20 protein-coding genes and 1 pseudogene are annotated in these 17,476 nt (G+C 72.6%); 19 read left to right on the top strand and 2 right to left on the bottom strand.

The genetic code is table 11. The features are described 5' to 3' along the window. Positions 1-289: 289 nt before the first annotated feature. Positions 290-1,555 carry an LCP family protein gene (locus tag LEP48_RS08665; protein WP_225565173.1) on the top strand — a complete coding sequence of 422 codons (1,266 nt, stop codon included), beginning with the start codon at positions 290-292 and terminating at the stop codon, positions 1,553-1,555. A gap of 7 nt (positions 1,556-1,562) precedes the next feature. Here the strand turns inward: LEP48_RS08665 and LEP48_RS08660 are convergent, their stop codons facing one another. Next, positions 1,563-2,504, bottom strand: a complete 942-nt coding sequence (locus LEP48_RS08660) for a LysR family transcriptional regulator ArgP (RefSeq protein ID WP_225565172.1) — start codon at positions 2,502-2,504, stop codon at positions 1,563-1,565. An 84-nt stretch (positions 2,505-2,588) separates the two neighbouring features. On the opposite strand from LEP48_RS08660, the gene LEP48_RS08655 reads away from it, so the two are divergent. Further along, a complete protein-coding gene (locus LEP48_RS08655) occupies positions 2,589-3,212 on the top strand; it encodes a LysE/ArgO family amino acid transporter (RefSeq protein ID WP_225565171.1) in 624 nt (207 codons plus the stop codon). Here LEP48_RS08655 and LEP48_RS08650 read toward each other — a convergent pair. Continuing rightward, positions 3,169-4,437: a pyridoxal phosphate-dependent aminotransferase gene (locus LEP48_RS08650; RefSeq protein WP_225565170.1), complete on the bottom strand. Its 1,269-nt coding sequence runs from the start codon at positions 4,435-4,437 to the stop codon at positions 3,169-3,171. The genes LEP48_RS08655 and LEP48_RS08650 overlap by 44 nt on opposite strands. Before the next feature lie 96 nt (positions 4,438-4,533). On the opposite strand from LEP48_RS08650, the gene LEP48_RS08645 reads away from it, so the two are divergent. The 17 genes and pseudogenes from LEP48_RS08645 (at position 4,534) to LEP48_RS08565 (ending at position 17,470) form a co-directional block, all read left to right on the top strand. Continuing rightward, complete coding sequence (locus tag LEP48_RS08645) at positions 4,534-5,226, top strand: TetR/AcrR family transcriptional regulator (RefSeq protein WP_225565169.1); 693 nt, start codon at positions 4,534-4,536, stop codon at positions 5,224-5,226. Next, positions 5,223-6,128: an alpha/beta fold hydrolase gene (locus tag LEP48_RS08640; protein WP_225565168.1), complete on the top strand. Its 906-nt coding sequence runs from the start codon at positions 5,223-5,225 to the stop codon at positions 6,126-6,128. Before LEP48_RS08645 ends, LEP48_RS08640 begins: the two co-directional genes overlap by 4 nt. A gap of 137 nt (positions 6,129-6,265) precedes the next feature. Continuing rightward, the gene (locus LEP48_RS08635; RefSeq protein ID WP_225565167.1) at positions 6,266-7,528 is read left to right on the top strand and encodes a TadA family conjugal transfer-associated ATPase; all 1,263 of its coding nucleotides are present in this window, start codon (positions 6,266-6,268) and stop codon (positions 7,526-7,528) included. Next, positions 7,528-8,385 carry a type II secretion system F family protein gene (locus LEP48_RS08630; RefSeq protein ID WP_225565166.1) on the top strand — a complete coding sequence of 286 codons (858 nt, stop codon included), beginning with the start codon at positions 7,528-7,530 and terminating at the stop codon, positions 8,383-8,385. The genes LEP48_RS08635 and LEP48_RS08630 overlap by 1 nt, the downstream gene beginning before the upstream one ends. Next, on the top strand, positions 8,382-9,308 hold the full coding sequence (locus LEP48_RS08625; protein ID WP_225565165.1) for a type II secretion system F family protein: 927 nt from the start codon (positions 8,382-8,384) through the stop codon (positions 9,306-9,308). Before LEP48_RS08630 ends, LEP48_RS08625 begins: the two co-directional genes overlap by 4 nt. Next, positions 9,305-9,514 (top strand): hypothetical protein, encoded by a 210-nt coding sequence (locus tag LEP48_RS08620; protein ID WP_225565164.1) that lies wholly within the window; start codon positions 9,305-9,307, stop codon positions 9,512-9,514. Before LEP48_RS08625 ends, LEP48_RS08620 begins: the two co-directional genes overlap by 4 nt. Before the next feature lie 112 nt (positions 9,515-9,626). Further along, entirely contained in the window at positions 9,627-10,460 is an 834-nt protein-coding gene (locus LEP48_RS08615; protein ID WP_225565163.1) for a hypothetical protein, read from the top strand. 281 nt (positions 10,461-10,741) lie between these two features. Further along, positions 10,742-11,383 carry a hypothetical protein gene (locus tag LEP48_RS08610; RefSeq protein WP_225565162.1) on the top strand — a complete coding sequence of 214 codons (642 nt, stop codon included), beginning with the start codon at positions 10,742-10,744 and terminating at the stop codon, positions 11,381-11,383. A 580-nt stretch (positions 11,384-11,963) separates the two neighbouring features. Beyond that, the gene (locus tag LEP48_RS08605; protein ID WP_225565161.1) at positions 11,964-12,119 is read left to right on the top strand and encodes a hypothetical protein; all 156 of its coding nucleotides are present in this window, start codon (positions 11,964-11,966) and stop codon (positions 12,117-12,119) included. Continuing rightward, positions 12,116-12,379, top strand: a complete 264-nt coding sequence (locus tag LEP48_RS08600) for a hypothetical protein (RefSeq protein WP_225565160.1) — start codon at positions 12,116-12,118, stop codon at positions 12,377-12,379. The genes LEP48_RS08605 and LEP48_RS08600 overlap by 4 nt, the downstream gene beginning before the upstream one ends. Continuing rightward, positions 12,379-13,326, top strand: a pseudogene (locus tag LEP48_RS08595) (bifunctional DNA primase/polymerase); the annotation flags it as partial. The gene LEP48_RS08600 and the pseudogene LEP48_RS08595, both read left to right, overlap by 1 nt. A 720-nt stretch (positions 13,327-14,046) precedes the next feature. Then, positions 14,047-14,238, top strand: a complete 192-nt coding sequence (locus LEP48_RS08590) for a hypothetical protein (protein WP_225565197.1) — start codon at positions 14,047-14,049, stop codon at positions 14,236-14,238. Positions 14,239-14,306: 68 nt separating this feature from the next. After that, positions 14,307-14,681, top strand: coding sequence for a TadE family protein (locus LEP48_RS08585; protein WP_225565159.1), 375 nt, complete (start codon positions 14,307-14,309; stop codon positions 14,679-14,681). After that, positions 14,678-15,160, top strand: a complete 483-nt coding sequence (locus LEP48_RS08580) for a pilus assembly protein (protein WP_225565158.1) — start codon at positions 14,678-14,680, stop codon at positions 15,158-15,160. The genes LEP48_RS08585 and LEP48_RS08580 overlap by 4 nt, the downstream gene beginning before the upstream one ends. Then, complete coding sequence (locus LEP48_RS08575) at positions 15,157-15,657, top strand: hypothetical protein (RefSeq protein WP_225565157.1); 501 nt, start codon at positions 15,157-15,159, stop codon at positions 15,655-15,657. The genes LEP48_RS08580 and LEP48_RS08575 overlap by 4 nt, the downstream gene beginning before the upstream one ends. Before the next feature lie 98 nt (positions 15,658-15,755). Continuing rightward, entirely contained in the window at positions 15,756-16,199 is a 444-nt protein-coding gene (locus tag LEP48_RS08570; RefSeq protein ID WP_225565156.1) for an RrF2 family transcriptional regulator, read from the top strand. 50 nt (positions 16,200-16,249) lie between these two features. After that, positions 16,250-17,470: a globin domain-containing protein gene (locus LEP48_RS08565; RefSeq protein ID WP_225565155.1), complete on the top strand. Its 1,221-nt coding sequence runs from the start codon at positions 16,250-16,252 to the stop codon at positions 17,468-17,470. Positions 17,471-17,476 lie beyond the last annotated feature (6 nt).

The following is a 17,476-nucleotide window of genomic DNA, read 5'->3' as shown; positions in this document are numbered from 1 at the left end:
ATCACGCCGATGCTCAACGGCCAGGCGGGCTGAGTCCGACGAGCTCCCTGACCTGACGGGCGGGGGGGCCCCCCCCCCCCCCCGGGGGCCCCCCCCCCCCCCCCCCCCCCCCGGGCCGCGGGCCCCCCCCCCCCCCCCCCCCCCCCCCCCGCCCCCCCGGGGGGGGGGGGGCGCCGGGGGGGGGGGGGGGGGGGGGGGCGGGGGGGGCGCGCCCCCCGCCCCCCCCCCACCCCGCGCCCAGGTGCCGGACGCCCGCGCGAACGTGCTGCTCAGGCCATAGGCTCGCGGTGTGTCGCGGAGTCAGGCTCACCATGCGACGGCCGTCGCCTCGCACCGGGTCGTCCGCACGGTCGCGCTCGTCGTCACCGGGATCGTCGCCTTCGTCGGCGCCGGTGCCGTGGCCTCGTGGATCGACCTGCAGAACCAGATGGACGTCTCGGACGTCGACGCGCTGCTCGGCCGCGACACCGACCGGCCGGCCGTGCCGGCCGAGGACGACCCGAGCGACCCGTACGCGGGCAAGGCGCTGAACATCCTGGTCATGGGCACGGACTTCCGTGACGAGGCCAACGCCAAGATCGCCGGCGCGGGCGACGAGTTCCACTCCGACACGACGCTGCTGCTGCACGTCTCCGGCGACCGCTCGCGCATCGAGGCCGTCTCGATCCCGCGCGACTCGCTCGTCGACATCCCCTCCTGCCCGCAGCCCGGCGGCGGTCAGACGTCCCCGCGCTCGGGCGCGATGTTCAACACCGCGTTCACCATCGGCGGCGGTCCCGAGAAGGACCTCACCGGCGCCGCCGCGTGCACCATCAAGACGGTCGAGGAGCTCACCGGCGTGCGCGTCACCGACCACATGGTGGTGCAGATGACGGGGGTGATCGGCGTCGTCGACGCCATCGACGGGGTGACGATGTGCCTCCCCGAGCCGGTCGTGGGCGACCCGCGCTACTCCGACCTCGACCTGCCGGCGGGCCGCCAGACGCTGGACGGGAACGCGGCCATCGACTTCCTCCGCGTCCGCAAGGGCGAGGGGATGGGGCTGGAGGTCGGCAGCGACCTCCAGCGGATCGAGCGGCAGCAGGCGTTCTTCGACGCCACGATGCGCGAGATCCTGTCGCAGAACGTCATCACGGACTCCCCGCGCCTCTACCGCATGGTGCGCGAGATCCTGGGGTCCATCTCCACCAGCCCCGGCTTGGGCAGCCCGGGGGCGCTGGCCGGGCTCGCGTGGAGCGTCCGCGACATCGACCCGGCCCGGATCGTGTTCACGGCGGTCCCCGTCGCGGCCGCGCCGAGCGACCCCAACCGGGTGGTGTGGACGTCGGAGGCGGACGCCGTCTGGGAACGGATCCGGGCGGACGAGCCGCCGCCGGGCCTGACGAAGGAGGACGGCGAGGACACTACGAGCCCCAGCGCCACGGCGGTGGGCGACGAGGTGGAGTCGCCGGGCACCCGGTCTCCGGAGCCGGACCCGGGGAGCTCCGACGACGGCGCGTCGCCGTCGCCCGCCCCGTCGCCCAGCCCGACCCTGCTCCCGGGCGTCTGCGCGTAGCCGAGCCCTACGCGGGGGGCAGCGCGCGCCGCGCCTCGTCGACCAGCGCGCCGCAGACGCGGTCCAGCGTGGCCGAGCGCAGCTTCCACTGCTGCAGGTACAGCGGCACGTCGACGGTGGCGTCGTCGAGCGGGACGATCCCGTCGGCGCGCTCGTCGACGAGCGGGAACGCGGCGCCCGGGCGGGCGATCGGCCCCCACATGCCCCAGCCCAGCCCGATCCGGATCGCCTCCAGGAAGTCGGACGTGCTCGGCACGTGGTGGCGCGGCGGTGCGGGCACCGGGTGCCCCGCCGTGCCGGAGCGCCCGCGCAGCCAGGCGTCCTGCAGCCCGTCCGACCGGTCGAAGACGACCATGGGCGCGCGCTCGAGGGCGGCGGGGGTCGGCCCCTCGGGGAACCAGCGCTCGACGAACGCACGGGTCGCGGCGGCCCGATAGCGCATGACGCCGAGCGCGCGCGAGGTGCAGCCCTGGACCGGCTCGGCCTGCGAGGTGACCGCGACCATGACGGTGCCCGCGGGCAGCAGGTCGACCGTGCGGTCCTGGTCGGCCACGTGCAGGTCGACGCACACGCCGTCGAGGCGTCCCAGGGCGGGCATGAGCCAGGTGGCCAGGGAGTCGGCGTTGACGGCGAGCGGGACGCTCACCGGGACGCCGCCGGGCCCGTCGGCGTCGCCGGGAGCCCTGTCGAGGCCGCCGCCGATCTCCAGGGCGGCCTCGGCGTCGAGCAGCGCGACCTGCCGGGCCAGCCGCAGCAGGGTGCGGCCCGGCGCGGTCGGGCCGACGGGCCGCGTGCGGCGCACGAGCACCGTCCCGGCCGCGCTCTCCAGGGCGCGCACCCGCTGGCTCACCGCTGACGGGGTGACGTGCAGGTCGCGCGCCGCGGCTTCGAACGAGCCCTCGGTGAGCACGGCGGCGAGCGCCTCGAGCTGGCGGGAGTCCCATCGCATGCCGCCAGCCTAGATGAAGCACGGCTTCATCGAACGAAGAAAGCGTAGCTGGACTGCATCGCCTCGCGGACCTAGCGTCGAGGGGTGCTGACCTTCCTGTCCGGGCTGGGCCTCGGACTCTCGCTCATCGTCGCCATCGGGGCGCAGAACGCGTTCGTGCTGCGCCAGGGGGTGCGCCGCGAGCACGTCGGCGTCGTCGTGGCCGTGTGCGCGGCGTCCGACGTCGTGCTGTACGCGGCGGGCACCGGCGGGCTCGGCGCCCTGGTGCAGCGGGCGCCCGGCGTCGTGGAGGTGGCGCGCTGGGCGGGGGCCGCCGTCGTGCTCGGGTACGGGGCGCTCGCCGCGCGGCGTGCCTGGCGCGGCGACGAGGGCGCGCTGGCGGCCGCGCCGGGGGCCGCGGTGCCGGACGCCGGTCGCCGGCTGCGGCCGGTGCTGCTCACCGCGCTGGCGCTGACGTGGCTCAACCCGCACGTCTACCTGGACACCGTCGTGCTGCAGGGGTCCCTCGCGGCGTCCCACGGCGACCTGCGGTGGTGGTTCACGCTCGGCGCGGTGGTGTCGAGCGTGCTGTGGTTCGTCGCGCTCGGCTACGGCGCGCGGCTGCTCGGGCCGGTGCTGGCGCGGCCGGGGGCGTGGCGCGTGGTCGACGGCGTGGTCGCGGTGATCATGCTGGTCGTGGCGGCCGGGCTCCTGCTGCCCGCGAGGTAGTCCCCTCCCGGCGGAGCCGGGCGAGGCGGTCGACGGCGTCGCGCAGCACGTCCTCGCGCTTGACGAACGTGAACCGCACGCGCGACGCCATCGCCTCGGCCGCCGTCGACCCCGCGCGGCAGAACGCGGACACCGGCACGCCGACGACGCCGGCCAGCTCCGGCAGGCGGCGGCACAGCTCGTGGCCGTCGTCGAACCCGAGCGGCGCGCCGTCGGCGATGACGAAGTACGTGCCCTGCGGTCGGACGACGTCGAACCCGGCCCGCACGAGGCCGTCGCACAGCAGGTCGCGGCGGGCGGCGAGGGACGCCGCCAGCGCACGCGGGGTCTCGTCGTCGGCCAGCGCCCGGGCGATCGCGGGCTGGAACGGTGCGCCCGAGCTGTACGAGAGGAACTGCTTGACCGTGCGCACGGCGGTGATCAGCGGCGCCGGTCCGTGCACCCAGCCGACCTTCCATCCCGTGAGGCTGAACGTCTTGCCTGCCGACGACACGGTGAGCGTGCGCCCGGCCATGCCCGGCAGCGTCGCGAGCGGCACGTGCACGGCGTCGTCGAAGACGAGGTGCTCGTAGACCTCGTCGGTGAGGACGATCGCCCCGGTCTCGCGCGCGACGGCGGCGACCTGCTCCAGCTCGGCGGGCGTGAGCACGGTGCCGGTGGGGTTGTGGGGGCTGTTGACGACGATCATCCGCGTGCGCCCGCCGGCAGCGGACCGCAGCGCGCCGGCGTCCAGCCGCAGGCCTTCGGCGGTGAGCGGCACGGGGACGTGGGTGGCGCCCGCCATCGCGATCGCGGCGGCGTGCGAGTCGTAGAACGGCTCGAGGGTGATCACCTCGTCGCCGGGGCCGGTCAGGGCGAGGATCGCGGCGGTGAGGGCCTCCGTCGCGCCCGTGGTCACGAGCACCTCGGTGTCCGGGTCCACCTCGAGGCCGTAGTGGCGGCGTTGGTGGTCGGCGACGGCGCGGCGCAGCTCGGGCACGCCGTCGCCGGGCGCGTACTGGTTGCGGCCCGCGTCGATGGCGGCCTTCGCCGCCTCCTTGACGTAGTCCGGCCCGTCGACGTCGGGGAACCCCTGACCCAGGTTGATCGCGCCCGTGCGGTTCGCGAGCACCGTCATCTCGGCGAAGATCGTCTGCGCGACGGCGCCGTCGGCGGCGAGGAGGCCGGTCGCGCGGGCGACGTCGTGCCAGCGGCCGGGCGGGGGAGTGGTCGGCGAGGTCGGCATGGTCATCGACGATATCCGCACGCCCGGTGCGGGCGACGGCCGGGAGCGGCTATGGTAGTGACCAGAATCCAACTTCTGGTCACCAAGGAGTCGCCCGTGCCCCGACCGCTCGTCCCCGACCGGCGCGGCCGCATCCTCGACGCCGCCCGCGCGCTGATGCTCGAGCGCGGATGGTCGCGCACCACGGTCGCCGACGTGGCCGCGCGTGCGGGCATCGGCAAGGGCGCGGTCTACCTGGAGCTGCCCGGCAAGGCCGCGATCCTCGACGCCGTGCTGCGCCGCAGCACCCGTGCCCTCACGGCCGAGGTGCACCGCCGGGTCGTCGACGCCCCGGGCCTCGTGGACCTGCCCGCCGTCTACCGGTTCGGCGTCGACGCGCTCCTCGGCGACCCGCTCATGCGCGCGCTCTACCTGGGCGACGACGGCGTGCTGGGCGACCACGTCCGGGACCTGAGCGGATCCGGCGAGGACCGCTACCGGCACAGGTTCGGCTGGCTGGGCGCGTACGTCGCGCGGCTCCAGGACGCCGGGGTGCTGGACGACGCGGTGGCACCGGACACGGTGGTGCGGGTGCTCGCCCTGTTCACCGTCGGGCTCGTCCACGCGCCCGGCACCCTCGGAGCCACCACGGACGAGCAGCTGCGCGACGCCGTCACGCTGTTCGCCGGCGTCGTCGGGCGCGGCCTGCAGGGCGCCGGACCCGTCGACGCCGCCGCCGCACGGGCCGCGCAGCTCGACCTGCTCGCCCGCCTCGACCACCAGCTCGAGCTCCTGGAGGACCCCGCATGACCGACACCACCGATGCCGCCGACGTCTTCTCCCGGTGGACGGACCTCACCGTGTGCGGCGGGCCGGTGCGCACCTACCGCGCGGGGGAGTCCGGGCCGCCCGTGCTGCTGCTGCACGGCGGCATGCTGGACACGGCCCAGGGCGTGTGGCGGGACGTGGCGCCCCGGCTCGCCACCGACCACCGCGTGCACCTGGTGGACCTGCCCCGGCACGGCGCCAGCCGGCCCTGGCAGGGCAGGCTCGACGACGCGTTCTACCGCCGGTTCCTCGGCGGGCTGCTCGACGCGCTCGGGCTGGAGCGGGCGTCCCTCGTGGGGCTGTCGCTGGGCGCGGGCATCGCCGTCGGGTACGCGCTGGACCACCCGGAGCGGGTCGACGCCGTCGTCGCGATCGGCCCCGGCGGCATCGGCGCGCGGCGCAAGGCCCAGCTGCTCACCTGGCTGACCATCCGCACCCCGGGCCTGATGCGCCTCACCAGCAGATACCTGGCCCGGCGGCCGGCGCTGGTGCGCCGGTCGATGGCGGACAACCTGACCGCGGGCGAGGAGACCGACGGCTTCGAGGAGATCGTGGCGCTCGCCGTCGCGGAGGCCCGCGCGAAGGCCGAGCACGGCGAGCCCGCGCTCGACGACTGGATGACCGGCGCGTACGGGCCGTTCGCCATGGCGACGGACCTCGTCCCCGACCTACCGGGGCTGCGCGTGCCCTCCCTGTGGGCGCGGGGCGACGGCGACCCGCTCGTGGGGCACGAGGAGCTGGCGGCGGCCGCCGCGGCGGCGCCCGGCTCACGGCTGCTCACCATCCGAGACGCCGGGCACATCGTCACCTACGACCAGCCGGAGGAGACGACGCGGCTGGTCAGGGCGTTCCTGGCCGTAGCCTGCGGGAACGGCCGGGCCTGAGGGCGGCGCCTCCCCCGGGTCGTCCCCGGGTTGTCCACAGTGTGGCGACGCGGGCGCGCCGGATTCCCCTACCCTGGGGCCCGCCTCACCCAGGGCTCCGCGCGGCCCGCCGTGCCCGCACGACGAGAGGGAGATCAGTGTCGATCGAGACGACGGCGTCCCGTGACGCCGCAGCGATCCTCGAGGACGAGGTGCGCGAGCTCGTCCGCCGCCGCAGCATCGATCCCGTCCGCGACCGGGCCGGCCTGGACCGCCTCGTCGCCGAGGCGCTCGCGGACTACGCCGACCGCGCCACCCTCGGGGTGGTGCCCGCCCTGCCCGACGCGCCGTCGGCCGCACGATCCGTCGCCGACGCCCTCGGCGGGCTCGGTCCGCTCCAGCGTTACCTCGACGACCCCGAGGTCGAGGAGATCTGGATCAACGGCCCGGCCCAGGTCTTCGTGGCCCGACGAGGAGTCCCCGAGCTGACCACGACGATCCTCACCGACGGCCAGGTACGCGACCTGGTGGAGCGGATGCTCAAGGCGAGCGGCCGCCGGCTCGACCTCAGCTCGCCGTTCGTCGACGCCTCGCTGCCCGGCGGCGAGCGGCTGCACGTGGTCATCCCCGACATCACGCGCCGGCACTTCGCGGTGAACATCCGTAAGCACCTGGTGCGCGCCAGCCACCTGGACCACCTGGTGCGGCTCGGTTCGCTGACGACCCATGCGGCCACGTTCCTCGACGCGGCGGTCCGGGCCGGGCTCAACGTGCTCGTCTCGGGCGCGACGCAGGCCGGCAAGACGACGATGCTCAACGCTCTCGCGGGCTCGATCCCGGTCGGTCAGCGCGTGATCTCGTGCGAGGAGGTGTTCGAGGTCCGGTTCGCGGCGCGAGACCACGTCGCGATGCAGTGCCGTCAGGCGAGCCTCGAAGGCACCGGCGAGATTCCCCTGCGCCGCCTGGTCAAGGAGGCGCTGCGGATGCGGCCGGACCGCATCGTCATCGGCGAGGTGCGTGAGGCCGAGAGCTTCGACATGCTCGTTGCGCTCAACGCAGGAATTCCTGGGATGTGCACGGTCCACGCCAACTCCGCGCGCGAGGCGGTGACGAAGATGTGCACCCTGCCGTTGCTCGCGGGCGAGAACGTGTCCGACAGGTTCGTCGTGCCCACCGTCGCGGCAGCGATCGACATCGTCGTCCACCTCGACGTGGCGGCAGACGGCGCCCGGGGCGTGCGCGAGATCGTCGCCGTGACCGGGCGGGTGGAGGGCGACCGTGTCGAGACCGCGGGGCTGTTCCACCGGCTGGGGCACGAGCGCGGCGGGGAGCTGGTCCGCGGCGACGGTTTCCCGCCGGGCGAGGAACGGTTCGCCCGCGTGGGCGTGGACGTGCGTGCCCTGCTCGCGGGTGCGCGCTGATGGGGGTCGTCGCCGGCCTGCTCCTCGGCGCCGGCCTGCTCCTGGTCTGGCTGTCCTGCTGGGAACCGGTCGTCCGCACGACCCGGCGCGGACGGCGCAGCGCCGTGGTCCAGGACCTGCTGGTCCAGGCGGGAGCGTCGAGCGTCTCGCCACGGGCACTGTGGGCGTTCAGTGCGGCGGCCGGCGTCGTCGTCCTGCTGGCGGCGCTCGCCGTGACGCGCTCGCCCGCGATCGCTGCCTGCTTCGCGACGATGGCGGCCGTCGCGCCCGAGCTGCTGGTGCGGACGCGGGCGCGGCGCCGCCGGCGTGACCTGCGCGAGGTCTGGCCCGAGGTCGTGGACCACCTGGCCTCCGGGGTCCGCGCGGGTCTGTCGCTGCCGGAGGCGGTCGCGCAGCTCGGCGAGCGAGGACCCGCGGAGCTGCGGGAGCCGTTCGCCCTGTTCGCGGCCGACTACCGGGCCACGGGGCGGTTCTCCGAGTGTCTCGACCTGCTCAAGGAGCGCCTCGCCGACCCCGTGGCCGACCGCATCGTCGAGGCGCTGCGCCTGACGCGGGAGGTGGGCGGTACCGACCTGGGACGCCTGCTGCGCACCCTCTCGATGTTCCTGCGCGAGGACGCCCGGACCCGCGGCGAGCTCGAGGCGCGCCAGTCCTGGACCGTGAGCGGCGCGCGGCTGGCGGCCGCCGGGCCGTGGGTCGTGCTCGCCTTCCTGGCCACCCGGCCGGAGACGGCGCAGGCCTACGACACCGCCGCCGGTGTCGCGGTGCTGGGCACCGGCGCAGCGGTGTCACTGGTGGCGTACCGCGCGATGGTCCGGATCGGGCGGCTGCCCGAGGAAGGGCGGGTGCTGCGATGACGGGCGGCTGGCTCTCGTGGACGGGCGCGCTCGTCGGGCTGCTCGGCGGCCTGGGACTCCTGCTCGTCGTGTCCCGGTTGCGAGCCCGCCGCATCACGCTCGAGGAACGACTCGCGCCCACGCTCCGTCCTCGCGACGCGACGTCGGGGCTGCTGAGGGAGCAGGCGCCCGCCACGCCGTTCGGTGTCGTCGAGCGGCTCGTCGCACCGTGGGTCGCCGACGCCGCCCACTGGTTCGAGCGCTGGGGCTCGCCGCGCGCGGAGCTGCGCCGCCGGCTCGACCGAGCGGGGCTGGTGCAGAGCGTCGAGAGCTTCCGCGCCCGGCAGCTCGTGTGGGCGGCGCTGGGTCTCGGCGGCGGGCTGGCTCTCGCGCTGCTGCTCGCCGCGACTCGCGGCTCGTCCCCCGTCCCGCTCGTCGCGCTCGTGCTGCTCTGCGGGGCCGCCGGCTACGTCGCCTGCGACCAGCAGCTCGGTCGAGCCGTGCGCCAGCGCGAGCAGCGGATGCTCGCGGAGTTCCCGACGGTCGCCGAGCTGCTGGCCCTCGCCGTCACCGCGGGCGAGGGGCCCGTGCCGGCGCTCGAGCGGGTGGCGGCGACGGCGCGGGGCGAGCTGTCGGGGGAGATCGCCACGATGCTCGCCGACGTCCGCGCAGGTGCGCCGATCTCCTCCGCGCTGGTCGCGATGGCGGACCGCACCGGCCTGCCGTCGTTGACCCGCTTTGCGGAGGGGGTGGCGGTCGCCCTCGAGCGGGGCACGCCGCTCGCCGAGGTGCTGCGCGCCCAGGCGCAGGACGTCCGCGAGTCGGGGCGTCGCGCACTCATGGAGGAAGGCGGCAAGAAGGAGGTCGCCATGCTCGTGCCCGCCAGGCTGTGTTCCCCTTCCGGATCGCGGCGTGATCACGTCAGGCACATGCTGGCGGTATGAACCAGACCTGGGTGTTGTTGCGCGGCGGGCCGTACGACGGGGAGTTCTGGCCGGTCGATGACGACAAACTTGGAGGACGCCTGGAGTTTGACGGTCGCCACCGGAAGCACAAGGTGCCCGCGCGGTACACGATCACGGACGAGCCGGTCGCGACGTCGAAGGGTGTTGGACTCGTCGCGGTGTTCGCCCACAGCCCTGGCGAGTAGCGGGTTTTGTGACCGGCCTGGCCCCATGGGTGCACCGCCTCCGCACAGCCGACGTGAGTTCACCCTGGCGCTGACCTCCGCGCCCTGACGAAACCGACTAGTCTCTGTAGGTATGTCTGACGAAACCAAGAAGGCGTTCTTCGTCTCACCGATTGGCAAGGCCGGAAGTTCTGAGCGTGAACGAAGCGACAAAGTGCTGGAGTTTGTCCTACGGCCCGCGCTAGTGCCGAAAGTTGTGTCTAAAATCGTCCGCGCAGATGATGATTCCAACCCTGGAGAAATCACCCCGGCTCTCATTTCGAGCATCCTTGAATCTGACCTCATTATCGCGGACCTAACCGGTTCCAACCCGAACGTATACTATGAGGTTGCCCTCGCCCATGCATTCAAGAAGCCAGTGGTTCATATTCGACTTGACACTCCGGACGCAATACCTTTCGACATAAAGGACGTACGCGTCTTCTCGTATTCGTTCGATATCGCCGACGCGCAGAAAGCCATTCAAGATGTTGGTAGCGCGGCCCGGCATGCAATTGACAATCCCGCATCGATAGTAACCCCAGTCGATCGAGGTCAACTTATCGCGCAGGGTGCTACTAGCTCCGACCTAACTAAACGAACCAACGCCGAGATTCTAGACCGACTTGAACGAATAGATTCGCGGCTCTCTAACTTGAATATCGCACTGCCGGGCTCGTCGCCCGGCGTCTCTTCGACCGAGCGGGATGTCCTTGACCTTATTCGCATGATTGGCGATTTGGAGGGGCATGGAGACTTCGACTCCGCCGCAGATCTGGCGATGTTCCAATCGCAGGCGCGCCGGGAACTACACGCACGACTGGAGAATGCCATAAATCAAGAGGCCTCAAGGATAAGGCACCCCTCACGCGCTGCCAAGATGGAAGCCTCGATCCGGGGGGAGGGGGAGGTTGAGGTACGCGAGTAGGCGGGTGGGAACTGCTCCAACTTGCGGAGGCGCGGAGAGCCTCGCGCGAGACCGTGCGGGTCGCATGCGGCACACTGTGGCACATGACTGAGTGGCGACCCATGGGGCAGAGCGAAGAGCAGGCGGCGACGCTGCACGAGGGCGTACCGCCCTAGGCGCAGAAACCTATCTGGCGATGGATCGAGGTCGCGCTGACGGACTACTCGAAGGGCGAGTACAACAAGACGCCTCGACAGCATTGGGTCGATGGATTCGATGCGACGACAAGGAATACAAGCCCGTTGAGTCAGCAGTTCGAGTGGAACGGCGTGGACGCGCTCAAAGTCAATCTGGACGATGACCAGGTTATAGTTCTACTCGATTACTTGGTCAAACGGTGTGATGATGACAACTTTAGTCGCAAGTTCATACCTGTCCTCGACGACTACATGCGCGACTGTGGGATGGCCTGGAAGGTCGGGACTCGTCGTGGATTCGCAGGTCTCGAACGTCGAGTGCCCGAAGGGGTTCAAATCGCCGCTGAGGCGGTGATGAATGACTCCGACCACGCCGGAGAGGTGCTTACCGGCGCATGGCGGGCCGCCTTCGGTGTGTCGCCTGACCCCTCTAAGGCGTACGGCCTCGCAATCAAGGCGGTCGAGACTGCCGCGAAGCCCCAGGTCTCGCCTAAGGATGATGTCGCGACCCTCGGGAAGATGCGCGGCGTGTTGCGCGACCAGAAGTGGGGGCTGCCGCTCGCCCAGCAGGACGACGAGGGGCTCATCCTGCGCGAGATGGTTAGCGCTCTCTGGACGGGACAAACCGACCGGCACGGGTCGGACGGTCCCCTAGTGACGCCGACTCAGGAACAGGCTGAGACGGCCATCATGCTCGCAGTTCCGTTGGTCCACTGGTTCAGCTCCGGTGCAGCATCCCGGCCCTGACGCCGAGCGATTACGTCAAATCGCGTGGTTTCCTGGATACTGGAAGTCCGGTGCTCCCAATCTCGGTCCTTCCAGGCGGCAGAGGCCGCCGACCCCGTGCGCCTTGGTCGCGGGTCGGCGGTCTCGTCTTGTATGCGCCCGAATTTCCGTGTTCTGATTGTCGGGTGAGGTCCCGTGCGCCGGGTCTAGTCCACCCAATAGCACGATATTTGCCTTGGCCCCTGTCTGATCCTCTCGGGCGGGGGCCGAGGCGTGCCCGACTGGCGCACCAGTTGCGCGACACGCGCGTACCTCGCTGCAGCAGCGGTAATGCCCATGCTCTACTAGAGGTGCAGTTGGTTCGCAGCACCGCCTGTTGCATACAGCGCCAGGGGTGAGCCAGCGGCCCGTGTGACCGGCGATCCCTCCGCCTCGGCGGACAGGAGCCTGCCAGCAGACTTGTAAGCGCGGCGAAGTTGGTCACACGCCGGAGAGAGTCCGTGGGGAACCTAGCGGTGAACCCCTGTCCCGTGTAGCGCGCCATCGTGCCCCGGGGACGGGCACCCACACCGCATCGGACCTCACGCAAGGACTACCTCCGATGCAGACTCCCAGTACTCCGACGTACACCGTCGAGACTCGCTGGTCTTCCCGACCGCTCACTGACGCTGAGTTCGCCGCCCTCGGCGGGCTGATCTTCGACGAGGACCCCGAGCAGGCCACCAACACCGCGCAGCGTCGGGGTGGTGGCAAGTGATGAGCCACCACTGCCACTCATGCGCCTGCGACCAGATCGTCGCCGACACTGTCGCGTACCGGATCGGGCGGTTGGGTGGCCTGCTCGACATGCTCGAACTGGTCGAGTCCGACCTGCGCGACCACGGCATCCTGCTGCGCACCCACATCGTCCGGTCAGTCCTGTCGTCCGGCGCGACCGTCGATGAAGCGCTGGCGAACCTCGATCGGCTGTACGAACTCTGCCGTCGCGTTGAAGCCAGGGTCGGCGGTGACGAGTGATGAGCCCCCGCCTGAATGCCGACCGACGTAGAGCCGTGCGCGCCGCTGGGACGACCTCGAAGGGCTCGACCCCGGCCGAGGCGCGTCGGACCTCTCCGAGCCTCACGGAGACGGGCGAGAATCCGCTCGCGCTACTGCCGAAGGGTGCGCAAGTCTTTCCGATCTGGCCGACGAAGGTCGGCGAGGACGGCGAGCGGTACTGCACCTGCTCAGACGACGAGTGCGACAACGCGGGCAAGCACCCTGCTCTCAAGTGGACGAAGTACGCGACCGCAAGCCCGGCGCACGTGCGGCGCTGGCGGGAGAAGTACCCCGGCGCGAACTTCGGGGTCGCCTGCGGACCCTCCGGGATCGTCGTACTCGACGAAGACGAGATGGGCGAGTTTCAGCGTCTGTGCGAGGCAGACGAGGGCGAGCGTGAAGTGATCCGACTCGTAGTCGGGTGGCTGGTACGCGACGGGATGTCGACCGGCGAGGTGGCCGACCGGCTCAACGACCTCGGGATGCCGCCACGCAAGGGTGGGCGCTGGCTGTACGAGGTGGTCAAGAAGACCTTCACGAACTCGGTGCTGTGCGACGGCGTGCGCGTGTGGGGGACCCCAGGAGCCGAGCGCGGCGGGCGGCACACGCGCATGGACCGCAACGGTAAGCCGGTCCACGGCGACCCGGTCGTGACAGTCCTGCCCGACCCCCCGTTGAGCCGAGACGAGTTCGAAGCGGTCGTGGCGGCGCTGACGCGACGAGGCAACGGCAGGCCACGCACCGGGACCACCTCGCGCGAGTTGACCGGCAGGCTGTACGGCGACTGCGGACGGCACTACACGGGAGTTCGCCTGTCCCATGCGGACCGGTTCGTCTACCGGTGCACGGGGAGGCGCCACCGGGGCGTGGGAGCGCCGCGCTGCTCGTGCCCGCAGGTGGACGCAACGACGGTCGAGGATGCCGTGTGGGAGCAGGTCGTCGCACTGCTGAGTAACCCTGCGAGGTTGCGCTCCCTGGCGGGGGAGTGGCTGGCGCTCGCGGGCGCAGGCGAGGACTCGACGGCGGATTTGGAGTTCGAGCGGCTGGCCAAGCAGGTAGCCCGGCTGGAACGCGCCAAGATCAACGCGGCGCGCGAGGTGCTGCTGGCGGACGACCCGAAGCCGTACCGCGCGGCGCTGGCGCAGGTCGAGCAGGAGCTGGCCTCACTGCAGCCTCGACTGGATGCTGCGACGGCGGCTCGTGAGGACGCCGCAGCGCGGGCGGAGCGACTGACCGACCTTGCGTCGTTGGCGGCGAGGGCGGCGCAGCGGCTGCCGTCGATGTCTCACGAGCAGCGCGCCCGGGTACTCGTGCTGCTCGACGTGAAGGTCACGATGCGCGGGGTGGTGCGTGGCGTGCCTCAGGTCGTGGAGGTTACGGGGCGGGTCGATCCGCGCCTGTTCGGCCCGGGTGACGAGGACGGCTCGGGTGGGGGTGGCGGGCAGCCGGGCGGCGACGGTGGGTCGGGCGCGCCGGGAACACGACCGGACGGGGGCGCTCGTCCCGGTGGTGTTCCTCATCCTGCCGATCACCGTGGTGTTCGCCGTCTTCCCGTCGCTCGCCACCCTGAGGATCGGGCTCTGATCCCGTGCCTCGCCCCGACCAGACCGGCCGCGACCACGCGGCACCATCCGAAAGGACGCACCATGGAGCAGGACCTCACCCAGGACCGACGGCCCGAGCGGCCCGCGGCCGACGACCCGGAGCGGGGGGACGTGCCCGGCTGGGTGCTCGTCACGCTCATGACGGCGGGGCTCGTCGTCGCGTTGTGGGCCGTCGCCGGCCCGCTGCTGGAGGAGACCTTCACGCGGGCGATCTCGAGCGTCACGGGTTCCTGAGCAGGACCGCCCGGGCGCGTGACGTGAGCGCACGACAACCTCGGGCCGGACGCGGCAGCCGAGAGGGTGTGGCGCACGGCGAGCGCGGGTCTGCCGTCGCCGAGTTCGTCATGGTCTCCGCGCTGGTGCTCGCGCTGTTCCTCGGCGTCGTGCAGCTGGCCCTCGCCATGCACGTGCGCGCCCTGACGATCGACGCCGCAGCGGAGGGCGCGCGGCTCGCGGCCCGCGCGGACCGGGAACTCGAGCCCGGTGCGACGCGCACGGCCGAGCTGCTCACCGCGTCGCTCGGCAGCAAGTACGCGCAGGACGTGTCGGCGCGCACCATTGAGCAGGACGGCCTGGAGCTGGTCGAGGTCACCGTGCGCGTGCCGCTGCCGGTGGTAGGGCTCCTCGGACCGTCGGGCGTCATGACGCTGCAGGGCCATGCGCTGGAGGAGAGGTGAGCGCCGGGGCGGCCGGCCCGCCCGAGGCCGACGACGCCGCGGTCGATCCCGAGGCAGGTGCCGCGCTCGTGGAGTTCCTCGGCACGGCGGTGCTGCTCCTCGTGCCGCTGGTCTACCTGGTCCTCACGCTCGCGCAGGTGCAGGCCGGCGCGTTCGCCGTCGAGGGCGCCGCGCGCGAGGCCGGCCGGGCGATGGTGACCGCCGACTCCTCCGCCCAGGGCGCGGCGCGTGCGGGGGTCGCGGCGGGGATCGCGCTGGCCGACCAGGGTTTCGACGACGTCGACCCCGACGGCGCGCTGAGCCTGCGGTGCTCGGCGGACCCGTGCCTGACGCCGGGGGCGCAGGTCGTGGTGCGGGCGCAGCTGGCCGTGCCGCTGCCGTTCGTCCCCGCAGGACTGCGCGACTGGGTGCCGCTCGAGATCCCCGTGGAGGCGACGCACGTCGCCACGGTCGACGAGTACGGACAGGTGCGGCCGTGACCGGCGGGGCCGGGGCCGCGCGACCAGCGGCTGGCAAGGCCGGCCGCGAGGCCCGCGAGGAGGGCCGGATCATGCTCCTGACGGTGGGCATGGTCGCCGTGGCGCTGATGATCGTCGCGATGGTGGCGTCGGCGACGGCCGTGCACCTGGACCGCAAGCAGCTGTACGACCTGGCCGACGTGCTCTCCGCGGACGCCGCGGACGCCGCCCCGCCCGGGCGCCAGTACGCGAGCGGACGGCAGGCCGAGGGAGGCGTCGCCGAGGTCGTGCTCACGGACGCGGACGTCGAGCGTTCCGTCGTGGCGTACCTCGCGGCGCACCCCGGGGCGGCGGCAGGGCTGGACGACCTGCGCCTCGTCGAGGCGTCGTCGCTCGACGGGCGCACGGCGCGCGTCGGGCTGGCCGCGACGTCCCACCCGGCGCTCCTGCGCTGGTTCACGGACGCGTTCGGCGGCGGCTTCGAGGTCGCGGCGACGTCCTCCGGCCGCGCGGGCTGACATACCACCTGACCTGCGGACGGGCCTGCGCAGCGGGTGTGCAGAACCCCACAGCGGATAAGGCGCATTGCAGATGCGTCTTTGATTAGCCTGCAGGGGTGCAGCTCACCGCGTTCACCGACCTCGGCCTGAGGATCGTCATGCGGCTCGCCGTGCTCGAGGCGGACCAGGTCGCGACGACCCGCGTGCTCGCCGCCGAGCTGCACGTCCCCGCGACCCACGCCGCCAAGGTCGTCACGCAGCTCGCGCGGCTCGGCATCGTCGAGGCGCGACGCGGCCGCACCGGCGGGCTGTGGCTCGCCGACGACGCCCGCAGCATCTCCGTCGGGGCCGTCGCGCGCGCCCTCGAGGGCGACGGCGAGGTGGTGGAGTGCCACGGCACCAACCCCTGCCCGCTGCGCGACGGGTGCCTGCTGCGTGGCGCGCTGGCTCGCGCGCGGGAGGCCTTCTTCGCGGCGCTCGACCCGCTGACGATCGCGGACGTCGCCGCGCCACCGACCCGGTCGGTGCTCCTGACCCTCGGAGCCCGCCCGCCAGGCTGAGCGCCCCTCCGCGCCCGGCCGCCCCCTGAAGGAAGAGACAGGAGTCCCGCATGCTCTCAGCCGAGTCTGCCGCAGTCGTCCGCGCCACCCTCCCGGTGGTGGGCGGCGCGATCGGTGACATCACGCCGATCTTCTACCGCTCCATGTTCGCGGCCCACCCCGAGCTCGAACGCGACCTGTTCAACCGCGGCAACCAGGCCCGCGGCGACCAGCAGCGCGCGCTCGCCGGGTCCATCGCCGCGTACGCGACGCTGCTGGTGGACGACAGCGGCCGCGACCCGGGCACCGTCCTGGCCCGCATCGCGCACAAGCACGCCTCGCTCGGCATCCTGCCCGAGCACTACCCGATCGTGCACGAGCACCTGTTCGGCGCCATCGTCGCGGTGCTCGGCGACGCCGTGACCCCCGAGGTCGCCTCCGCGTGGGACGACGTCTACTGGGAGATGGCCAACGCGCTCATCGCGATCGAGCTCGGCCTGTACGACGAGGCCGGCGTGGTCCCCGGCGACGTGTGGCGCACCGTCAAGGTCCGTCGCCGCGTGCAGGAGTCGCCGGACACGGTCTCGCTCGAGCTCGTGGCCCCCGACGGCACCGCGCTGCCCGCGGGCCGGCCGGGCCAGTACGTCTCGGTCGCCGTGCGCCTGCCCGACGGCGCCCGGCAGATCCGCCAGTACAGCCTCACCGGTGCCGCGGCGCCCGACGCCTGGACCATCTCCGTCAAGGCCATCGCGGCGATCGCCGACGGCGACCGGATCGAGCCCGCCGGCGAGGTCTCGAACCACCTGCACGCGAACGCGTTCGAGGGCGACGAGCTCGACGTCTCGCAGCCGTTCGGCGAGCTCGCGCTCGTGCCGGGCCAGAACCCCATCGTGCTGATCTCCGCCGGGATCGGCGTGACGCCGATGATCGGGTTCCTGCACCACCTGCGCCGCACGAACAGCACCCGGCAGGTGATCGTGGCGCACGCCGACCGCTCGCCCGCCCGGCACGCCCACCGCGCGGAGCTCAAGGAGCTGGTCGACGACATCCCGACCGCGACCCTGTACCGCTGGTACGAGGACCTCGGCACCCGGCCCGCCGTCAACGGGCTGCGCGCCGGCCGCATCGACCTCGAGCACCTGGCCGTGCCGCACGACGCCGACGCCTACCTGTGCGGCCCCGCGCCGTTCATGACGGCCGTCCAGTCCGCCCTGCTGGGCCGCGGCATCACCCCGGACCGGATCCACCACGAGGTGTTCGGCCCCGGCCAGGAGATCGTCGCCGCCGCCTGACGGCCC

The sequence above is a fragment of the Isoptericola luteus genome (assembly GCF_020297055.1).
GTDB lineage: Bacteria > Actinomycetota > Actinomycetes > Actinomycetales > Cellulomonadaceae > Isoptericola > Isoptericola luteus.
Note: the sequence above shows the minus strand (reverse complement) of the source record. Positions and strands in the feature narration are given on the sequence as shown.

Coding starts and splice junctions, on each gene's coding strand:
- LEP48_RS08660 (WP_225565172.1), bottom strand. CDS start 2,504: ATGCGATGGGACTCCCGCCAGCTCGAGGCGCTCGCCGCCGTGCTCACC.
- LEP48_RS08650 (WP_225565170.1), bottom strand. CDS start 4,437: ATGCCGACCTCGCCGACCACTCCCCCGCCCGGCCGCTGGCACGACGTC.
- LEP48_RS08640 (WP_225565168.1), top strand. CDS start 5,223: ATGACCGACACCACCGATGCCGCCGACGTCTTCTCCCGGTGGACGGAC.
- LEP48_RS08630 (WP_225565166.1), top strand. CDS start 7,528: ATGGGGGTCGTCGCCGGCCTGCTCCTCGGCGCCGGCCTGCTCCTGGTC.
- LEP48_RS08625 (WP_225565165.1), top strand. CDS start 8,382: ATGACGGGCGGCTGGCTCTCGTGGACGGGCGCGCTCGTCGGGCTGCTC.
- LEP48_RS08620 (WP_225565164.1), top strand. CDS start 9,305: ATGAACCAGACCTGGGTGTTGTTGCGCGGCGGGCCGTACGACGGGGAG.
- LEP48_RS08615 (WP_225565163.1), top strand. CDS start 9,627: ATGTCTGACGAAACCAAGAAGGCGTTCTTCGTCTCACCGATTGGCAAG.
- LEP48_RS08605 (WP_225565161.1), top strand. CDS start 11,964: ATGCAGACTCCCAGTACTCCGACGTACACCGTCGAGACTCGCTGGTCT.
- LEP48_RS08590 (WP_225565197.1), top strand. CDS start 14,047: ATGGAGCAGGACCTCACCCAGGACCGACGGCCCGAGCGGCCCGCGGCC.
- LEP48_RS08565 (WP_225565155.1), top strand. CDS start 16,250: ATGCTCTCAGCCGAGTCTGCCGCAGTCGTCCGCGCCACCCTCCCGGTG.